At 68.5% G+C, this 17,997-nt stretch carries 13 protein-coding genes; 4 read left to right on the top strand and 9 right to left on the bottom strand.

The window, feature by feature from the left end:
- Positions 1–67: 67 nt before the first annotated feature.
- Entirely contained in the window at positions 68–1,288 is a 1,221-nt protein-coding gene (locus tag A4F85_RS12865) for an NAD(P)/FAD-dependent oxidoreductase (protein ID WP_063326790.1), read from the bottom strand.
- Positions 1,289–1,473: 185 nt separating this feature from the next.
- On the opposite strand from A4F85_RS12865, the gene A4F85_RS12860 reads away from it, so the two are divergent.
- On the top strand, positions 1,474–1,977 hold the full coding sequence (locus A4F85_RS12860; RefSeq protein WP_013803479.1) for an acyl-CoA thioesterase: 504 nt from the start codon (positions 1,474–1,476) through the stop codon (positions 1,975–1,977).
- Here the strand turns inward: A4F85_RS12860 and A4F85_RS12855 are convergent.
- The 5 genes from A4F85_RS12855 to A4F85_RS12835 all read right to left on the bottom strand — a co-directional run bounded on the left by A4F85_RS12855 (position 1,964) and on the right by A4F85_RS12835 (position 11,152).
- Positions 1,964–4,903, bottom strand: a complete 2,940-nt coding sequence (locus A4F85_RS12855) for an ATP-binding protein (protein ID WP_063326789.1) — start codon at positions 4,901–4,903, stop codon at positions 1,964–1,966. The genes A4F85_RS12860 and A4F85_RS12855 overlap by 14 nt on opposite strands.
- Positions 4,904–5,154: 251 nt before the next feature.
- Positions 5,155–5,967: a uroporphyrinogen-III C-methyltransferase gene (gene cobA / locus A4F85_RS12850; protein ID WP_063326788.1), complete on the bottom strand. Its 813-nt coding sequence runs from the start codon at positions 5,965–5,967 to the stop codon at positions 5,155–5,157.
- Positions 5,968–5,994: 27 nt separating this feature from the next.
- Positions 5,995–6,909: a DNA-binding protein YbiB gene (ybiB, locus tag A4F85_RS12845; protein ID WP_063326787.1), complete on the bottom strand. Its 915-nt coding sequence runs from the start codon at positions 6,907–6,909 to the stop codon at positions 5,995–5,997.
- 98 nt (positions 6,910–7,007) lie between these two features.
- Positions 7,008–9,845 (bottom strand): nitrate reductase, encoded by a 2,838-nt coding sequence (locus A4F85_RS12840; protein ID WP_063326786.1) that lies wholly within the window; start codon positions 9,843–9,845, stop codon positions 7,008–7,010.
- Between the two features lie 44 nt (positions 9,846–9,889).
- Positions 9,890–11,152 (bottom strand): NAD(P)/FAD-dependent oxidoreductase, encoded by a 1,263-nt coding sequence (locus A4F85_RS12835; RefSeq protein ID WP_082848196.1) that lies wholly within the window; start codon positions 11,150–11,152, stop codon positions 9,890–9,892.
- A gap of 414 nt (positions 11,153–11,566) precedes the next feature.
- On the opposite strand from A4F85_RS12835, the gene A4F85_RS12830 reads away from it, so the two are divergent.
- The 3 genes from A4F85_RS12830 (at position 11,567) to A4F85_RS12820 (ending at position 14,632) form a co-directional block, all read left to right on the top strand.
- Complete coding sequence (locus A4F85_RS12830; protein ID WP_063326785.1) at positions 11,567–13,282, top strand: methyl-accepting chemotaxis protein; 1,716 nt, start codon at positions 11,567–11,569, stop codon at positions 13,280–13,282.
- 130 nt (positions 13,283–13,412) lie between these two features.
- Positions 13,413–14,069 carry a DUF937 domain-containing protein gene (locus A4F85_RS12825; RefSeq protein ID WP_063326784.1) on the top strand — a complete coding sequence of 219 codons (657 nt, stop codon included), beginning with the start codon at positions 13,413–13,415 and terminating at the stop codon, positions 14,067–14,069.
- Between the two features lie 122 nt (positions 14,070–14,191).
- Positions 14,192–14,632 (top strand): CBS domain-containing protein, encoded by a 441-nt coding sequence (locus A4F85_RS12820; RefSeq protein WP_012204294.1) that lies wholly within the window; start codon positions 14,192–14,194, stop codon positions 14,630–14,632.
- Positions 14,633–14,692: 60 nt separating this feature from the next.
- Here the strand turns inward: A4F85_RS12820 and A4F85_RS12815 are convergent, their stop codons facing one another.
- Genes A4F85_RS12815 through A4F85_RS12805 form a run of 3 tightly spaced genes read right to left on the bottom strand, consistent with a single transcriptional unit; the run spans position 14,693 to position 17,752 of the window.
- Positions 14,693–15,499 (bottom strand): ABC transporter ATP-binding protein, encoded by an 807-nt coding sequence (locus A4F85_RS12815; RefSeq protein ID WP_013803472.1) that lies wholly within the window; start codon positions 15,497–15,499, stop codon positions 14,693–14,695.
- Positions 15,496–16,431, bottom strand: coding sequence for a nitrate ABC transporter permease (ntrB, locus tag A4F85_RS12810; protein ID WP_063326783.1), 936 nt, complete (start codon positions 16,429–16,431; stop codon positions 15,496–15,498). The genes A4F85_RS12815 and ntrB overlap by 4 nt, the downstream gene beginning before the upstream one ends.
- A 40-nt stretch (positions 16,432–16,471) precedes the next feature.
- Positions 16,472–17,752: a CmpA/NrtA family ABC transporter substrate-binding protein gene (locus A4F85_RS12805; protein WP_063326782.1), complete on the bottom strand. Its 1,281-nt coding sequence runs from the start codon at positions 17,750–17,752 to the stop codon at positions 16,472–16,474.
- Between the last annotated feature and the right edge of the window lie 245 nt (positions 17,753–17,997).

Genomic DNA, 17,997 nt, shown 5'->3' with positions numbered 1-17,997 from the left:
TATTGGCCGACGGGGCAATTGCCAGCAAAGCGGGCGATTATACGCGAGACTAAAGCGATCTGACAAATCACGCACAAGGCAAGGCCTGCGCGCAGGCATACCCGCTGGCCCAGGCCCATTGGAAGTTGTATCCGCCCAGCCAGCCGGTGATGTCCACCACTTCGCCGATGCAGTACAGGCCGGGCTGGGTCTTGCATTCCATGGTCTGTTGCGAAAGCGCACGCGTGTCCACGCCGCCCAGTGTCACTTCGGCCTTCTTGTAGCCTTCGGTGCCGGTGGGCACGATCTCCCAGCGCGACAGGCGCTCGGCCAGCTGGTTCAGGGCCTTGTCCGAGGCTTCGGCAATGGGGCGCTGCCAGGCCGCGTCCTGCTGCACCCAGGCATCGGCCAGGCGCGAGGGCAGCCACTGCGCCAGTTCGTTGGCGATGAGCTTGCGCGAGCGCGACTTGGCCTTGAGCAATTCGTCCTGCAGGTCCACCTCGGGGGCGAGGTTGATGCACAGGGGCGTGCCGGGCTTCCAGTAGCTAGAGATCTGCAGCACGGCGGGGCCGGACAGGCCGCGGTGCGTGAACAGCAGGTCTTCCATGAAGGCCATGCGTTCCTTCTTGCTGCCGGTGCTGATCTCGACCGGAAGGGCCAGGCCGGCGAGCTGGGCGTAGGGTGTCCAGGCGTCGCCATCGAAGGTCAGCGGCACCAGGCCCGGCGTGCGCTCGACCAGGGGCAGGCCGAACTGCTGGGCCAGGCGGTAGCCGAAGTCGGTGGCGCCGATCTTGGGAATGGACAGCCCGCCCGTGGCGATGACCAGGCTGGGCGCCTGCACGGCGCCACGGCTGGTCTGCAGGCGGTACTGGCCATCCGCATGCGCGACGGAATCGACCTTGCAGGGCTGCCAGCGCTGCACGCCGCCGGCCTGGCATTCGGCCAGTAGCATGGCGATGATGTCCTCGGCCGAGCGGTCGGCGAACAGCTGGCCCTTGTGCTTTTCATGGTGGGCAATGCCGTGCCTGTCCATCAGCGCGATGAAGTCGGCCGGCGTGTAGCGCGACAGGGCCGAGCGGCAGAACTGCGGGTTGCCGCCCACGAAGTGCTTGTGCGGCGCACGCACGTCCAGGTCGCGGTTGGTGAAGTTGCAACGGCCGCCGCCCGAGATGCGGATCTTCTCGGCCACCTTCTCCGCGTGGTCCAGGAGCAGCACCGACAGGCCCCGCTGTCCGGCCTGGGCCGCACAGAACAGACCGGCCGCGCCGGCGCCGATGACGATGGCGTCGAAAGAGAGGGAAGAGGTCACAAAAACGTCACTCGGGGGGCAAAAGGGCGCCCATTCTCGCGCACTTGTGCCAGCCCTTCGCGTGCCCTGTGAAACTGGCGTGTCCTGAAGCCAGGGACACCGAGGAAGGGCCGCCCCGCACCGAGGGTGTCGTCCCCCTCTGGGGGAAGGCGCGCAGCGACTCAGGGGGGACCTAAAATCCAGCGATGAATTTCCCATCGCACCAGCTGAGCATGACCGTGCTCATGTCGCCCGACATGGCGAACTTTTCGGGCAACGTCCATGGCGGCGCCGTTCTCAAGCAGCTCGACCAGGTGGCCTATGCCTGCGCCAGCCGCTACGCGGGCCGCTATGTGGTCACGCTGAGCGTGGACCAGGTGATGTTCCTGCAGCCCATCCACGTGGGCGAGCTGGTGACCTTCCTGGCCAGCGTCAACCACACGGGCAAGTCGTCGATGGAAATCGGCATCAAGGTGGTGGCCGAGGACATCCGCACCCAGGTGGTGCGCCATGTCAACAGCTGCTTTTTCACCATGGTGGCGGTGGACGAGAACAAGCAGCCTGCGCCCGTGCCCACGCTGGTGCCGGCCACCGACGAGGAAAAGCGCCGCTGGCAGGCCGCGCTGATCCGCAAGGACCTGCGCCGCGAGCTGGCCCAGCGCTTCGAGCAAAGCCGCGTGACGGCCAGCAGCTCGGTCAAGCCGGGCTGAGCGTGGAGGGTGCGGCCGGTGGCCGATGCCAGGTGCCGGGCGCGCTGCCCTGCAACTCGTCCCGCACCTGCTCGATGACGCGCCTGAGGTCTTCCATGGAAGCAGGCTTGGACAGCACCTCGTCGGCACCGGCCTGCAGGTAGCGCAGGGCCTCGGAGGCCTCGGGACTGGCGGTCAGCGCAATCACGCGGCAGCGGCGCAGCTGGTTTTCGGCTTCCCGCCGACGCAGGCGCCGGATGAACTCGAAGCCGTCCATGATCGGCATGCGGCCGTCGGTGATGATGAGATCGAAGGACTCGACCAGGCAACGCGCCCAGGCCTCCTGTCCATCGCCGGCCAGCGAGATGCCCTGGCCCAGCGCGGTGAGCTGGCTCTTGAGCAGCTCGCGATTGAACATATAGTCTTCCACGGCCAGGATTCTGAGTTCCGGCTCGGCCGGGACTTCGGGCAGGGGCTCGGTGCCTGTATCGGCCTTTGCACGCAGCTCCAGGGGCGCGGGCATGATCCGGGGCAATACCTCTTCGGCCGACGGCCTGTCGTCCGGCTCCACCAGGGGCAGGCTCAACCTGACCGTGAAGCGTGAGCCCCGGCCCGGCACGCTCTCCAGGGTGATGGTCCCCCCCATGTGCTCCAGCAGGCGGCGCGTGATGCTCAGGCCCAGGCCGCTGCCGAAGGCCTGGTCCTGATGGGCGCCCGGCACCTGCGAAAAGGGCTTGAACAGCCGGGCCTGGTCCTGCGGCGCAATGCCGATGCCGGTGTCCTCCACCTCCATCTGCAGCAGCAGGCGGTCATGGCGGCGGGTGCCTTGCGCGCGCAGGGTGACGCTGCCGCGTTCGGTGAATTTGATGGCATTGCTCAGCAGGTTGAACAGCACCTGCTTGAGGTGCAGCGGGTCGGCCGTCACGCTGTGGTCCACGCCCTTGCCAACCTGGGTGCGCAGCGACAGCCGCTTGCCGTGCGCCAGGCCCTGCAGCAGCGGGGCCATGTCTTCGATCAGAGGCCGCAGCGCCACGGGCTGGGGCGTGGAGTCGATGTGGCCCGACTCGATGCGGTGCAGGTCCAGCACATTGCCCAGCAGCAGCAGCATGCCCTGTGAGGCCTTGTGGGCCGCGGCCAGCGTATCGCGGTGGGGCAGGCCGAGTTTTTCGCGGTCCTGAGCCAGCTCCAGCAGGCCGATGATGGCGCTCAGCGGCGTGCGTATCTCGTGGCTGGTGGTGGACAGGAACAGGCTTTTGGCCCGGTTGGCGGCCTCGGCGCGCCGCTCGGCACGGCGCGTCCTGCGCATCTGGCGGCTCAGGTAAAAGCCCCAGACCAGGGAGGTGGCCGTGGCCAGCGCCAGCGCTGCCAGCAGCAGCAGCAGGCGCTGGCGGTGCTCGCGCCAAAAGCGCGTGCCGCTGCCGCTATCGCGCGGCGCCCACAGGCGCACGATTTCGGCCATTTCTTCGGGTGAGATGGACAGCTGGGCCTTCTCCAGAATGCTCAGAAGCTCGGGCTCGGCGGCATGCACTGCCAGGCTCACGGGGCGGGTGTAGTCCTCCAGGATGCCGGTGAGCTGCAACTGGTTGCCCAATTGCTGGGCGTTGGCATAGCGCGCTGCGTAGTCGTTGCCGACGAAGGCATCGCTGTCATCGGCTGCCACGCTGGCCAGGGCCTGGGCCAGGTCGGGATACAGCTGCAGCCGTATGCGCGGATGCTCGCGGCGCACCGTGTCCTCCAGGAAGAAGCCAGCCACCATGGCCACGCGCTTGCCCTCCAGTCCCTGCAGGTGGTGTATGCCCTTGTCACGCTGTGTGCCCGCATTCGCCTCGGGCCGGGCCAGCACCACCACCGCGCTGCGCAGGTAGGGCGGCAGCAGCTTGATATCGGGCGATGCAATCGGCGGCGAGGTGTAGACGGGGGTGAGCAGGGCCTTGCCCGAGCCCAGAATGGCCTCGAGTTCGGTGTAGTTGCGTGCGGTCACGTAGTCGAACTGCAGGCCGGCGCGGTGGCTGATCAGGTCCAGGTAGTCGGGTCCTATGCCCTCGGCCTGGCGGTCGGCATTCAGCTTTCCCAGCGATCCCAGCGAGCTGTTGAGCACCACGGGAATGCGGGGATGGGCATCCAGCCACTGCTTTTCCGAGGGTGTCAGGGCCACGCGGTCGCTTCCCAGCAGCGGACGGCGGCTGCCGCTCCAGCTGTGCAGAATGTCGTCGCCATGCTGCAAGGTGATGGCGGGCAGTGCCTGGTCCAGATAGGCCTTCAGCTGCGTATCGTCATGCCGCACCAGCATGCCGAAGCCCCGGCTTTCTATGGGGGCAAAGCCCTGCACGCGCAGGTTGAGCAGGTAGTTGGCCTGGATCAGGTAGTGCACCGTGACCGTGTCGCCGACGAAGCCATCGATCTCGCCCAGGCTCAGCGCCTCCAGCGCGCGGCGGGGTGTTTCATAGGTCAGCAGCTCGCTGAGAGGATAGGCGGCCGCAACCTGGGAGCGCAACAGCTGGTCGGGCGTCATGGCCAACCGCGCGCCCCGGCGCTCCGCGTCGAAGGGCGCATGCGAGAGCGACACCAGCACGGGCTGGCTGGGCAGGTAGGGCACGCTCAGGGCCAGGTCGGCGCGTTCGGCCTCCAGCTCGGTGCCCTCGCAGGCCAGGTCGATCTCGCCGCGCCGCAGCGCATCGAGCACGGCCACGCGCGATCCATAGGTCTTGAAGCGCACCGGCGCGGGAAACAGCAGTCCCAGGTGGTCGGCCGTGATGCCCTGGAAGCGCTCGCCATCGATCATTTCCAGGGGAGGATGGTCGGGCAGGGAAATGCCCACGGTCAGCGGCCCGCGCGCCTGCAGCCACTGGCGGTGCGCGGGTGTGAGCCAGGGCTTTGCAGCGGCCGTGACGCGCGTGGCCAGCACCATTTCGGCGCCTCCAGCCAGGCCGGGCATGAGCAGGGCCATGCCAAGCGCGCAGCCGGCCAGCAGCGGCGACCACGTGCGCCGCCATGCGGACAGCCGTATCTGCGCAGCTGTGGAAGTGAAATTAAGGCCTGGTGTTTTCATGGAATCCCCCGATGGCGCTACCGCCGCCTGGCGGAGCTGACGGTCTGCCAAAACGGTCTAAACGCCGTTTCGGCAGCCAACAGGGGATTTTTAATGAAAACTAATGACTTTTATGAATCGATAGATTTTCGATTGCAGCAATCTCGCACTCAGGCGGCTGCAACCGCAGCGGTGAGCTGCGTCTGAGGTTCGGCCATTGCCCGTACGCCATGGACCACATCGCCAACGACGATGACGCTGGGGCTGCCCAGGCCCGTGTCGGCAATGCACTCCACCAGCGCGCCCAGCGTGGTCAGCGCGTGGCGCTGCTGTGGCAGGCTGGCGTGCTGGATCACGGCCACGGGCGTGGCTGCGGGCAGGCCATTGAGCAGCTCGGCGCGGATGTGCTCCACGCTGCTCACGCCCATGTAGATCACCAGGGTGAGCCGCGCATCGCGCGCGGTGGCGGCCAGCTGGCGCCAGTCAGTGCCGCTGTCGCCGGGCTTGGCGTGGCCCGTGATGAAGACCACGCCGTGCGCCCGGTCGCGGTGCGTGAGCGGGGCGCCCAGGCTGGTGAGCCCGGCCAGGCCAGCAGTGATGCCGTTGATGACCTGGACCTCGATGCCGGCCTCGCGCAGGTGCTCCACCTCTTCGCCGCCGCGCCCGAAGATGAAGGGGTCGCCGCCCTTCAGGCGCACCACGGTCTCGCCCTCCTGCACGGCGCTCAGCATGAGCTTTTCGATGAAGGCCTGGGGCGTGCTCTTGCAGCCGCCGCGCTTGCCCACGTAGACGATGCGCGCCGTGGGCGCGGCATGGGCCACGATGGCGTCGCTGACCAGGTCATCGACCAGCAGCACGGTGGCAGCCTGTATGGCCTTGAGGGCCTTGATGGTCAGCAGCTCCGGGTCGCCGGGGCCGGCGCCGACCAGGGTGCAGGTGCCGCGCCGGGCGGTGTTCGCAGGGGTGTGGGACGGGGTCGTCATGGCGGGGCTCCGTTTTTTCTGGGGTGTTCAGCGAATCTGATCGGCAAGGTGGACGATGTGTTCCACCTGGCGTGTGAGCGCGGGCGGCACGGGCAGCCGGCCCGCGAGCACGTCTTCGGTGTAGCGCGCCGTGGTGTCCACGTCGATCTCGGCGGGCAGGCCCGGCACGTCGGAGGCGGTGCCGCTTTGCTGCTCGGCCAGCAGCTGGTGGGCGCCTGCCACAAAGCCGTCGTAGCGCGGCAGCCGGCGCGGGTCGGCCGCGACCTCGCCTTCCAGCCCGCGCGAGAGCAGGACATTCATGCCCAGCGTCCCGAAGGTGCCGTGCAGCATGGGCAGGTACTCGGGATGGGTGTAGGCCGTTACCAGCAGGCAGGGGCCGTCGCAGGGCGCCAGCAGCTTGACCACGCTGTGGCCCGGGTTGCGCAGGCCGATGACCTCGCGCACGGACAGCAGGCGCGCCAGGGCCGGGTGCAGATGTTCGGTATGGATATGGGCCACCTGGCCGCCGGCCAGGGCCTGGGGAGATGGCAGCGGCGCAATGCCCAGGGCCTGCAGCACATCGCTGGCCAGGATGCGGCGCGCCTCGGTGCGCATGCCGTGCAGCAGCACGGGCAGGCCTTCGCGCGCCAGCAGCAGGGCCAGCAGGGGCGTGAGCACGGGCAGGCGGCGCGCGCCGTTGTAGCTGGGCAGCACGATCACGGGGCGGCCATTGGCCGCGGCGGGAAAACGGGCGACGCGCGCATGCACGGCGTCCAGGAAGCCGCTCATCTCCTCGACGGTCTCGCCCTTGATGCGCATGGCGATGCAAAAGGCCCCGATCTCCAGGTCGCTGACGCCGCCGTCCAGCACCTGGCCGAACAGGTCGGCCGCCTGCGGGCGCTCCAGCGCCTTGGCTCCGCGTGCGCCGCGGCCTATTTCCTTGATGTATTGGCTGATGCCCATGGCGTTGCAATCGTGGGTGGAATCCTGTGGGGGCATATTTTCCCGCAGGTTTCATTACTTTTCGCTATATATGCAAACCCGTTGTTCCATCGCCTCTTTCATGCGGTCTCCTGGCTCTTCGCCAGGGGTATGTGGCGCACCAGGCGCTTGAGCTCGGGCAGGCAGGAGCCGCAATTGGTGCCGCAGCGCAACTGGCCCTGCAGCGCGGCCAGGCGAGCGTCGTCGCTGCCCTCGCAGCGCGCAAGCGCGCCTGCGATGGCGGTCTCGTCCACATCGAAGCAGGTACAGACCTGGCGCGCACGCGGCTGGATGGCCAGCGGCGCCGAACCCGAGGGCATGAGCAGCAGGCGGCCATAGTCCTGTGCCGGCATCTGGTCCTGCAGCAGGGTGGACAGCCAGCTGCCCGCGCGCGTGTCGCCCGCCAGCAGCAGGGCCTCGACCGTGGTGGACAGGCTGTGGCGGTCCAGCCGCAGCGCGCGGCTGTGCTGGCGGCGGCGGTCGCTGTAGCGCAGGGTGTCGGCGGCATCCAGGCCCAGCAGGGATTCGATCCGTGCGAGGACGGCCTCGCCCGGCGCCTCATGCGCGGCGGCGCGCAGCAGCACGCCGTGCCGGGCCCGGGCAGCATCCTGCAGCGGGACGGCATTGCCGAAGGGCACGCAGCTGGCGAAGCCGAAGTGCGGCATGAGGGCGGACAACTGCTCGCGCACGGCCAGCACCCGGTCCTCGGGCAGCCAGGCCATGGCCAGCAGGGTCCAGGGCAGTTCGGCCTTTTGCAGCTTCACGGCCGTGTGCTTGAGTTCGGGCTGCTTGGAGCCGGGGCACAAGGCCGGTGTGGTCAGGGCGTTGATGCCGCCCATTGAAGTGCCGCCCAGGTACTCGCCGCCCCAGTGCATGGCCATGAAGAGCTGGGAGGGCGTCAGCGTGTCATCGGGCTGCACCGGCACCAGCAGGGCGCCGCGCCGGCTGCTCATCTGCACCAGGTCGCCCGCGCGCAGGCCGCGCTCGGCCATGTCCCGCGGGTGCATTTGCAGGCAGGGCTCGGCCGCATGGCCGAACAAGCGGCCCAGCTGGCCCGTGCGGCTCATGCCGTGCCACTGGTCGCGCAGCCGGCCCGTGGTCAGGCTGAAGGGATAGTGCGCATCGGGCGGCTCGGCCAGCGGCTGCCAGGGCAGCAGGGCAAAGCGTGCGCGGCCATCGGGCGTGGGAAAGCGGCCGTCTTCGTAGAGCCGTGCGCGGCCCTGGGCTGCACCTTCGGGCAGCGGCCATTGCTGGGGGCCTTGCGCGTCCAGCAGATCCCAGGACAGGCCGGTGATGTCCAGGTCACGCCCGCGCGTGCTCTCGCGGTGCTCGTTCCAGATGGCCTGGGCGCCGGCAGCGGCGTCTTCGGTGTCGTAGGGGAAGAGGCTGGGCCGGCCTGGGCGCAGCCGTGCCTCCATGCGCTGCGCGCAGTCCACTGCAATGCGCCAGTCATGGCGCGCGGCACCGGGTGCGGCCACGGCGGGGCGCACGCGCGAGATGCGCCTTTCGCTGTTGGTCACCGTGCCGATCTTCTCGCCCCAGGTGGTGGCGGGCAGCAGCAGGTCGGCGTAGGCGCAGGTGGCGGTGGTGGCAAAGGCCTCCTGCACGATGACGAATTCGGCCCGCTGCAGCGCGCGCCGTACCAGGGCCTGGTCGGGCATGCTTTGCGCAGGGTTGGTGCAGGCTATCCACAGCGCGCGGATCTCGCCCTCGGCGGCGGCCTCGAACATCTCCACGGCGGTCTTGCCGGGGCGGGGCGGCACGGCGTCCACGCCCCACAGTGCGGCCACTTCGGCGCGGTGGGCGGGGTTGGCCAGGTCGCGGTGGGCCGACAGCAGATTGGCCAGCCCGCCCACCTCGCGCCCGCCCATGGCATTGGGCTGGCCCGTGAGCGAGAAGGGCCCCGCGCCTGCGCGCCCGATCTGGCCTGTGGCCAGGTGCAGGCCGATCAGCGCGGCGTTCTTGGCCGTGCCGTTGCTGCTCTGGTTCAGGCCCTGGCAGTACAGGCTCAGCGTGGCGCCACGGGCGGCGCCGTCGCGTGCATCCCCGCCCAGCGCAAACCATTGCGCGGCCTGGAACAGATCGTGCCGGGGCAGGCCGCAGAGCTCGCCCACGCGCTCGGGCGTGGCCTCCCGCACCAGGGCCTGCAGGTCGGCAAAGCCGCTGGTGTGGCGTGCGATGTAGGCCTGGTCCAGCCAGCCTTCCAGTTCCATGATGTGCAGCATGCCGTGGAACAGCAGGGTGTCGCTGCCCGGGCGCAGCGGCAGGAAGAGGTCGGCCATGCCGGCCGTGTCGGTGCGGCGCGGGTCGGCCACGATGATCTTCATCTGCGGCCGCGCGGCACGCGCCTGCTCGATGCGCCGCGTGAGCACGGGATGCGCCCAGGCCGCGTTGCTGCCCGCGATGAAAAGGCAGTCCGCATGGTCCACATCCTCGTAGCAGGCCGGTGGCGCGTCGGCGCCCAGCGTGAGCTTGTAGCCGGCCACGGCGCTGCTCATGCACAGGCGCGAATTGGTGTCGATGTTGTTGGTGCCGATCAGGCCCTTGGCCAGCTTGTTGAAGACGTAGTAGTCCTCGGTCAGCAACTGGCCGCTCACATACAGGCCCACGGCGTCGGGGCCGTGCTCCTGCACGATGGAGGCCAGCCTGCCGGCGGCCAGGTCCAGTGCGGCATCCCAGCCCACATCCTGGGGCGCCGCGCCGCGCGTGGCACGCAGCGCGGGCTGCAGCAGCCGCGTCTGCTGTGCCAGTGCGGGCGAGGCCGTCAGGTGCAGGGTGCTGCCCTTGGTGCACAGGCGGCCGTGGTTGGCGGGGTGCGCCGGATCGCCGCGCACGCCCGTGATGCGCGCACCATCGCTTTCGATGAGGACGCCGCAGCCTACGCCGCAATAGGGGCAGGTGGATCGGGTTTCTTGCATGGTGGGCCTGGGGTGGATGAGGGAAGGGCAGGGCACGGGCGCCGTCACGCGCCGCTGGCCGGGTCGGCCTGGCTGGCCTTGCTGGCTTGACTTTCGCCGAACATGAGGCGGTCGCGCAGTTCCTGCACTGCCACGCCATCGCGCAACAGGCGGAAGTACCAGCCACCGTCCTCGGTGTCGCCATACAGGCAGGCGCCGACCAGCCTGTCACCGCGCAGCACAAGCTTGCGGTACACGCCCGCGCCGGGGTCGCTGAGCACGATTTCCTCCGTGCCCTCGTCGCCGCGGAAATCGCCCGCGCTGAACAGATGGATGCCCGTGACCTTGAGCTTGGCCGAGGTCTGCGAGCCCGGATAGCGGCCGATGCCCATCTCCGCCAGGTGGTTGGCCAGCACCTTGCCCTGCTCGAACAGCGGCGCCACCAGCCCGTAGGCCACGCCCCGGTGCGCCGCGCACTCGCCCACGGCGTAGATGCGCGGGTCGGTCACGGTCTGCAGCGTGTCGCTGACCACGATGCCGCGCTGCACGTGCAGGTGCATCTGCTCGGCCAGCGTGGTCTCGGGCCGGATGCCCACGGCCATGACCACCAGCGAGGCCGGTGCCTCGCGCCCGTCCTGCAGGTGCACGCAGGCCACGCGGCCCTGGCCGTCGCCCGTCAGCGCCCGGGTCTGGGCCTGCATCAGAAAGCGCATGCCGCGCTCGGCCAGCGAGGCCTGCAGCAAGGCGGCGGCGGTCTCGTCCAGCTGGCGGTCCAGCAGGCGCTCGCCCGCATGCACCACGGTAACGTCCATGCCGCGCTTCATGAGTCCGTTGGCGGCCTCCAGGCCCAGCAGGCCGCCGCCGATGACCACGGCATGGCGGTGGCTGGCGGCCGCCGCGATCATGGCCTGGGTGTCGGCAATGTCGCGGTAGCCCAGCACGCCTTCCAGCTCGCGCCCGGGCACGGGCAGCATGAAGGGGCGCGAGCCCGTGGCCAGGATCAGCCGGTCGTACTCGGCGCTCACCGGCTGTCCGGCCGCGTCCACGGCGTGCACCACGCGGCGCGCCCGGTCGACTGCGTGCACGCGGCAGCCCGCATGCAGGGTAATGCCGTGCTGCGCATACCAGGACCAGTCGTTGAGGATGATCTCGTGCAGCTGCTGCTCGCCCGCCAGCACGGGCGACAGCATGATGCGGTTGTAGTTGGGGTGGGGCTCGGCCCCGAATACCGTGATCTCGTAGAGGTCGGGCGCGATCTTGAGCAGCTCCTCCAGCGTGCGCACGCCGGCCATGCCGTTGCCCACCATCACCAGCCTGGATTTTTTCATCGTGCCCCCGTTGCGGTTCGGAAAACAAAAAAGGCGTCCCCACGCTGCGCGGCCGATGGCTGCGCGCGGGGTGACGCCTTTGTCCCGGGCCGTGGCACGTCGTTGCGCCTGGCCCTGCGGCCCTTCATGGCCACGCCCGGTATTTAGCAAGCTGCGTGCCAGGCCTGCTGCCCTGTGGCGACTGATCGCCCCGGGGACGCGAGTCCGCGCGGCCGTGCCAGGCTGGTGCGCCGCATGCATCAAAGCGGTGCGCGTGCTATCGATACGGTCCTATCAGATGTCTGAATCCAATGGAGGTTTTGTTTTTATTTGTTTCAAATGTGGCGATTCGGGGTAAAAACTGTGAACTCCGGCCAGCGGTTCGCTGGGCCGGATGGGGCACGCAGGATTTTTCTTCTTCAAGGGAGGATGCCTATGAGAGTGAATCTGCCGGTCAGTACGCGCGAGTACTCGTTTCCCAAGGGCCAGACCCTGGTCTCCACCACGGACCTGAAGGGCCGCATCCTCTACTGCAACCCGATGTTCATCGAGGTCAGCGGCTACGAGCGCGAAGACCTGCTGGGCCAGCCCCACAACATGATCCGCCACCCCGACATGCCGGAGGAAGCCTTCCGCGACATGTGGGAGACCATCTCGGCGGGCCTGCCCTGGTCCGCCCCCGTGAAGAACCGGCGCAAGAACGGCGACTTCTACTGGGTCATGGCCAATGTCACCCCGCTGATGGATGGCGACCGGCCCTCGGGCTACATGTCGGTGCGCACCGAGGCCACGCGCGAGCAGACCGATGCGGCCGAGCGCCTCTACGCCACCATGCGCGCCGAAAAGGACGCCGGGCGCCGGGTCCACGTGCTGCGTGCCGGCCACCTGTTGCGCAACAACCTGCGCGGCCGCCTGGCCAACGCATTGAGCCTGGGCCTGGCCGGCAAGCTGGTGCTGATCTTCTTCATGGTGGTGGCTGCGGCCTTTGGCGCGGCGGTGGCCGGTGGGCATACGCTGGACGCATGGTCTGCGCTGGCCTGGCTGGCGGTCTGCATCTTCACGGGCCTGGCCGGGGCCTGGGCCTACCGGCTGACCGTGGCGCCGCTGGCGCAGATGGTGCTGCTGGCCAATCGCCTGGCGGCCGGCGACCTGACGCAGACGATACGCATCACGCGCAAGGACGTGGTGGGCGATCTGCAGAAGGCGCTGAGCCAGCTCAACGTGAACCTGCTGTCCATCGTGCGCGATGCGCGCGAGGAAAGCGACAAGATGCAGATCTCCAGCCGGGAAATCGCGCAGGGCAACCATGACCTGTCCGCGCGCACCGAAACCCAGGCGGGCAACCTGCAGCAGACGGCGGCCTCCATGGAGGAGATCACGGGCACCGTCAAGCACACGGCCGACTCGGCCCGCCAGGCCACGGACCTGGCCGCCCAGGCCAGCGAGGTGGCCGAACGCAGCAGCGGCGCCGTCGATGGCGTGGCCGCCACCATGAAGCAGATCCAGGCCGCGTCGGGGCGCATTGGCGAGATCACGCAGCTCATCGACTCCATCGCCTTCCAGACCAATATCCTGGCGCTGAACGCTGCGGTGGAGGCCGCGCGCGCAGGCGACCAGGGCCGGGGCTTTGCGGTCGTGGCGGCCGAGGTGCGCAGCCTCTCGCAGCGCACGCTGGCGGCGGCCAAGGAGATCCGCGAGCTCATCGACGACTCCGCCGCCAAGGTGCTGGACGGCAACCAGAGGACCGAGGTGGCGCAGAAGACCATGATCGAATCGCTGGATCTGGTGCGGCGCGTGAGCCTGCTGATCGGTGAGATCCACAGCGCCTCCAGCGAGCAGCTCAGCGGCATCTCGCAGGTCAACGCGGCCGTGGCGCATCTGGACAGCATCACGCAGCAGAATGCGGCCCTGGTCGAGCAGAACGCGGCATCGGCCATGGCCCTGCAGGCCCAGGCGCAGACCGTGTCGGAAACCGTGCAGGTGTTCCGGCTGGACGTCACGGGCCGCTCTCCTGCCGCAGCGGGCGATGCCGTGGCCCTGCGCCGGTCCATGAAGGCCCAGGCACAGAGCCTGGCACGCAGCCAGGTGCAGAGCCCGCCACAGATGCGGCAGGCGCGCGCGCAGCCGCAGAGGGTGCTGACCACGACCTGACCCCTGCGGGTTCCTGCGGCCGCTGGAAAACATCGTTGACACTTGGACGTGGCACCGTCATGTGCGCTGCGCAGGCTTGCGCATACCATGTGGTTTTGTGTTGACCGGGCGACCGGATGAAGGAACGACCATGAACTCCAGCTCTTCCCTGGCCGCCGAACTGATGGCCCAACTGCAGGGCGCGCCCATGCAGCAGATGGCGGACCAGATCGGCGCCAGCCCCGCCCAGACCGAAAGCGCCGTGGGCGCGGCCCTGCCCGTGCTGCTGGCCTCGCTGGGCCGCAATGCGGCCGATCCGCAGGGCGCGGCCAATCTCTTCGGCGCGCTGCAGCGCGACCATGGCGCGGCCAGCGGCGGCGGCGGCGCCGGTGGCCTGGACCTCGGCGGCCTGCTGGGCTCGCTGCTGGGCGGCGGCGCAGGCGCGGGCGGCAATGCAGGTGGCGGGCTCGATGGCGCAGCCATCCTGGGCCACATCCTGGGCGGCAACCAGCAGCGCGCGCAGGACGGACTGGGCCAGGCCACGGGCCTGGGCAGCGGCGGCGCGGCCCAGCTGCTGCAGCTGCTGGCACCCATCGTCATGTCCTTTCTTGCACAGCGCGTGAGCGCAGGCGGCATGGATGCCGGCGGCCTGGGCCAGGTGCTGGGCCGCGAGCATGCGCAGGCGCAGCAGCAGGGCGGTCTGGGTGGTGGTTTGCTGGGCAGCCTGCTCGATCAGGATGGCGACGGCCAGGTAGGTCTCAGCGATCTGATGAAGATTGGTGGCAGTCTGCTGGGTGGTCGCCGCTGAAGGGCCGCATTCACTGAATCGGGCAGGGCCGGTGCGTGTGCATACACGCGCTGGCCCTGTTGCTTTTTGGGCGCAGTTCGGATGACACTAGAACCGAATTGGCGAACGACTGAAAGGCACCCATGACAGCAGTTGCAGACATTCTCAAGTCCAAGGCCAGCGGCGCGGTGTACAGCATCGCGCCTACCGATTCCGTGCTCGACGCGCTGCGGCTCATGGCCGACAAGGGCATTGGAGCCCTGCTCGTGATGGAGGGCAGCGAGATCGCAGGCATCGTCACCGAGCGCGACTACGCGCGCAAGATCGCGCTGCTGGGGCGTACCTCGGGCGCCACCCTGGTGCGCGACGTGATGACGCGCGACGTGCTCTTCGTCGGCCCCACCCAGACCACGCAGGAATGCATGGCGGTGATGACCGAGAACCGGCTGCGCCACCTGCCCGTGGTGGACGAGGGCGGCAAGCTGCTGGGCCTGATCTCCATCGGAGACCTGGTCAAGGACATCATCTCCGAGCAGAAGTTCATCATCGAGCAGCTGGAGCACTACATCTCGGGCCGGCACTGAGCCGGGGCTCGGCCGGCCCGCTCTGTGCAGGGCCTGGAAGGCGGCAGGACCGGCGAAGGTTCAGGCCGCCTTTTCCACATGCCCCTGGCGTGTGTAGAGGAAGTCGATCACCGCCTTGCGGCACTCGCGGTAGCGGTCGTCCTCGGCAAGTGCCACGCGGTTGCGCGGCCGGGCGATGCCGACTTCCAGCACCTCGCCGATGGTGGCTGCCGGGCCGTTGGTCATCATCACGATCTTGTCGGACAGCAGCACGGCCTCGTCCACATCGTGGGTGACCATGACCACGGTGCTTTGCGTGCGCGCCACGATCTCCAGCAGCTCGTCCTGGAGCTTGGCGCGCGTGAGCGCATCGAGCGCGCCGAAGGGCTCGTCCATCAGCAGCACCTGCGGCTCCATCGACAGCGCGCGCGCAATGCCCACGCGCTGCTTCATGCCGCCCGAGATTTCACCGGGCCGCTTGTGCGCGGCATGGGCCAGGCCCACCAGCTCCAGCGCGGCCAGGGTGCGTGCCTTGAGCTGGGCGCGGCTTTCCGTGCGGCCATAGACGCGCTCCACGGCCAGGTGGATATTGCCCTCGCAGGTCAGCCAGGGCAGCAGAGAGTGGTTCTGGAAGACCACGGCGCGCTCGGGCCCGGGGCCCTTGATCTCCTTGTTGGCGCACAGCAGCACGCCCGTGGTGGGCGTGGTCAGGCCCGCGATCAGGTTCAGCAGGGTGGACTTGCCGCAGCCCGAGTGGCCGATCAGCGAGACGAACTCGCCCCGCGCAATGGTCAGGTCGATATTGCGCAGCGCCGGAAACAGGCCCTTGGCGGTCTTGAAGCTCTGCTCCACGCCCTGGACCTCGATGAACTTGGACGATGCATTCATGCCTTCACCTCTTCGAACGTAAATGCCGTTGCCAGCTTGACCAGGGCCATCTCCAGCAGCAGGCCCACGATGCCGATCACGAAGATCGCGATGATGATGTTCTTGACGTTGAGGTTGTTCCACTCGTCCCAGACCCAGAAACCGATGCCCACGCCGCCGGTGAGCATCTCGGCCGCGACGATGACCAGCCAGGCCGTGCCCACGGCCAGGCGCACGCCGGTCAGCATGTAGGGCAGCACGGCGGGGAACAGGATGGTGGTGGCGATCTTCCATTCGCTGAGGTTGAGCACGCGCGCCACGTTCATGTAGTCCTGCGGCACGCGCTGCACGCCCACGGCGGTGTTGATGAGCATGGGCCAGATGGAGCAGATGAAGATGGTCCAGATGGCCGCCGGGTTGGCGCCCTTGAAGACCAGCAGGCCGATGGGCAGCCAGGCCAGCGGCGACACCGGGCGCAGCAGGCTGATCAGCGGGTTGAACATGCGCGACAGGAAGTTGAAGCGCCCGATCACGAAGCCGGCCGGAATGCCGACCAGCGCCGCCAGGCCAAAGCCCACGGCCACGCGCTGCAGCGAAGCCAGCACATTCCAGCCCACGCCCTGGTCATTGGGGCCGTTGCGGTAGAACGGGTCGCTGAAAATCTCCACCGCCTGCTGCCAGGTCGCCAGGGGCCCCGGAATGCTCTGGCCCGAGCCTGCAGCCACCAGGGACCACACGCCCACCAGCAAACCGAGGCCGCACAGCGGCGGCAGCACGGCCAGCCAGAAGGCACGCGAGAGCGCTGCCCAGTCGCGCGGGGCGGCGGGTGCCCGGGCCTGGGTGGCCGGCGCGGCTGGAGCGGCGGGCCCGGAGACCTGCGCGGAGATCGGTGTGGAGGCGGCTGCCGGCGCGGCAGCGGATTCGGCCGGGAAGTGGAAGACGGCGCTGACCATGGTGTGTTCCTCTGTGGGGTGGGGCTTCAAAGGGGATCTCTCAGGCCTTGATGGCAAAGCTGTCTGCGTACTTGCGCGGATCCTTGCCGTCCCAGACGGTGCCATCCATGAGCTTGCTGCTGCGCATCTCCGCCTTGGGCAGCGGGGCCTTGGAGGCGGTGGCGGCCTGCTGGTAGATGTCCAGGCGGTTGATGGAGCGGGCCACGCCCAGGTAGTCGGGGTGGTCCTTGAGCAGGCCCCAGCGCTTGTGCTGGGTCAGGAACCACATGCCGTCGGACAGGTAGGGGTAGCCCACGCTGCCGTCGCCGTAGAACTTCATGTGGTTGGGGTCGTCCCAGGTCTTGCCCATGCCGTCCTGGTAGCGGCCCAGGATGCGCTGGTTGATGGCATCCACGCCCGTGTTCACATAGGCCTTGCCGGCGATGGTCTCGGCCATGCGGGTCTTGTTGGCCAGGCTCTCGTCGATCCAGCGGCTGGCCTCGATGATGGCCGCCGTCACGGCGCGTGCCGTGTTGGGGTTCTGGCGTGCGAACTCGGCCGTGGTGCCCAGCACCTTTTCTGGGTGGTCCTGCCAGATGGACTGGGTGGTGGCGGCCGTGACGCCGATGCCGTCCATGATGGCGCGGTGGTTCCAGGGCTCGCCCACGCAAAAGCCGTCCATGTTGCCCACGCGCATATTGGCCACCATCTGCGGCGGTGGCACGGTGATGACCTTGGCATCCTTGAGCGGGTGGATGCCGTTGGCCGCCAGCCAGTAGTACAGCCACATGGCATGCGTGCCCGTGGGAAAGGTCTGGGCAAAGGTGTATTCGCGCTTTTCGCTGGCCATCAGCTTGGCCAGGCCCGCGCCATTGACGGCACCCTTGTCGGCCAGTTTCTTCGACAGCGATATGGCCTGGCCGTTGTGGTTGAGCGTCATCAGCACGGCCATGTCCTTCTTGGCGCCGCCCACGCCCAGGTGCACGCCGTAGACCAGGCCGTAGAGCACGTGGGCAAAGTCCAGCTCGCTGTTGACCAGCTTGTCGCGCACGCTGGCCCAGCTCGCTTCCTTGGAGGGAATGATCTTGACGCCGTACTTCTGATCGATCCCCAGCACCGAGGCCATGACCACGCTGGCGCAGTCGGTCAGCGGGATGAAGCCGATGCGCACCTCTTTCTTCTCTGGCGCATCCGAGCCGGCCGCCCAGGCGCCATGGTGGCCCAGCTGGGTGTAGAGCGCCGCACCGCCTGCCAGCGTGCCGGCCTGGCGCAGAAAGTCGCGCCGGGGCAGGGCCGGGCCGGCGGTGAGAGGGCCTGTGGTGGGCTTGGGGCTTGACGCCATGGCGGAACTCCTTCGATCGTCGGGAATGGAACACTTGCAAACGGGCTCTGCTCCAAGCAAAACGGCGTCCTCTCCAGCCGCGCTGCGCGGGGAGAGTGACGCCGTTGTCCTGGGGCCTTGAATCAAGACCGGGGTCCCGGCCGCCTTTGGCCGGGAGTTGCCAGAGTCAATGCAGAAAGCGTGCCAGGCCGTGTTCACAGGGGACCATGCCGTCCATCGGCCTTGCAGTCCTCGCCGGGCCACCT

This window comes from Delftia sp. GW456-R20, assembly GCF_001622915.1.
Classification (GTDB): Bacteria; Pseudomonadota; Gammaproteobacteria; order Burkholderiales; family Burkholderiaceae_C; genus Comamonas; species Comamonas acidovorans.
Note: the sequence above shows the minus strand (reverse complement) of the source record. Positions and strands in the feature narration are given on the sequence as shown.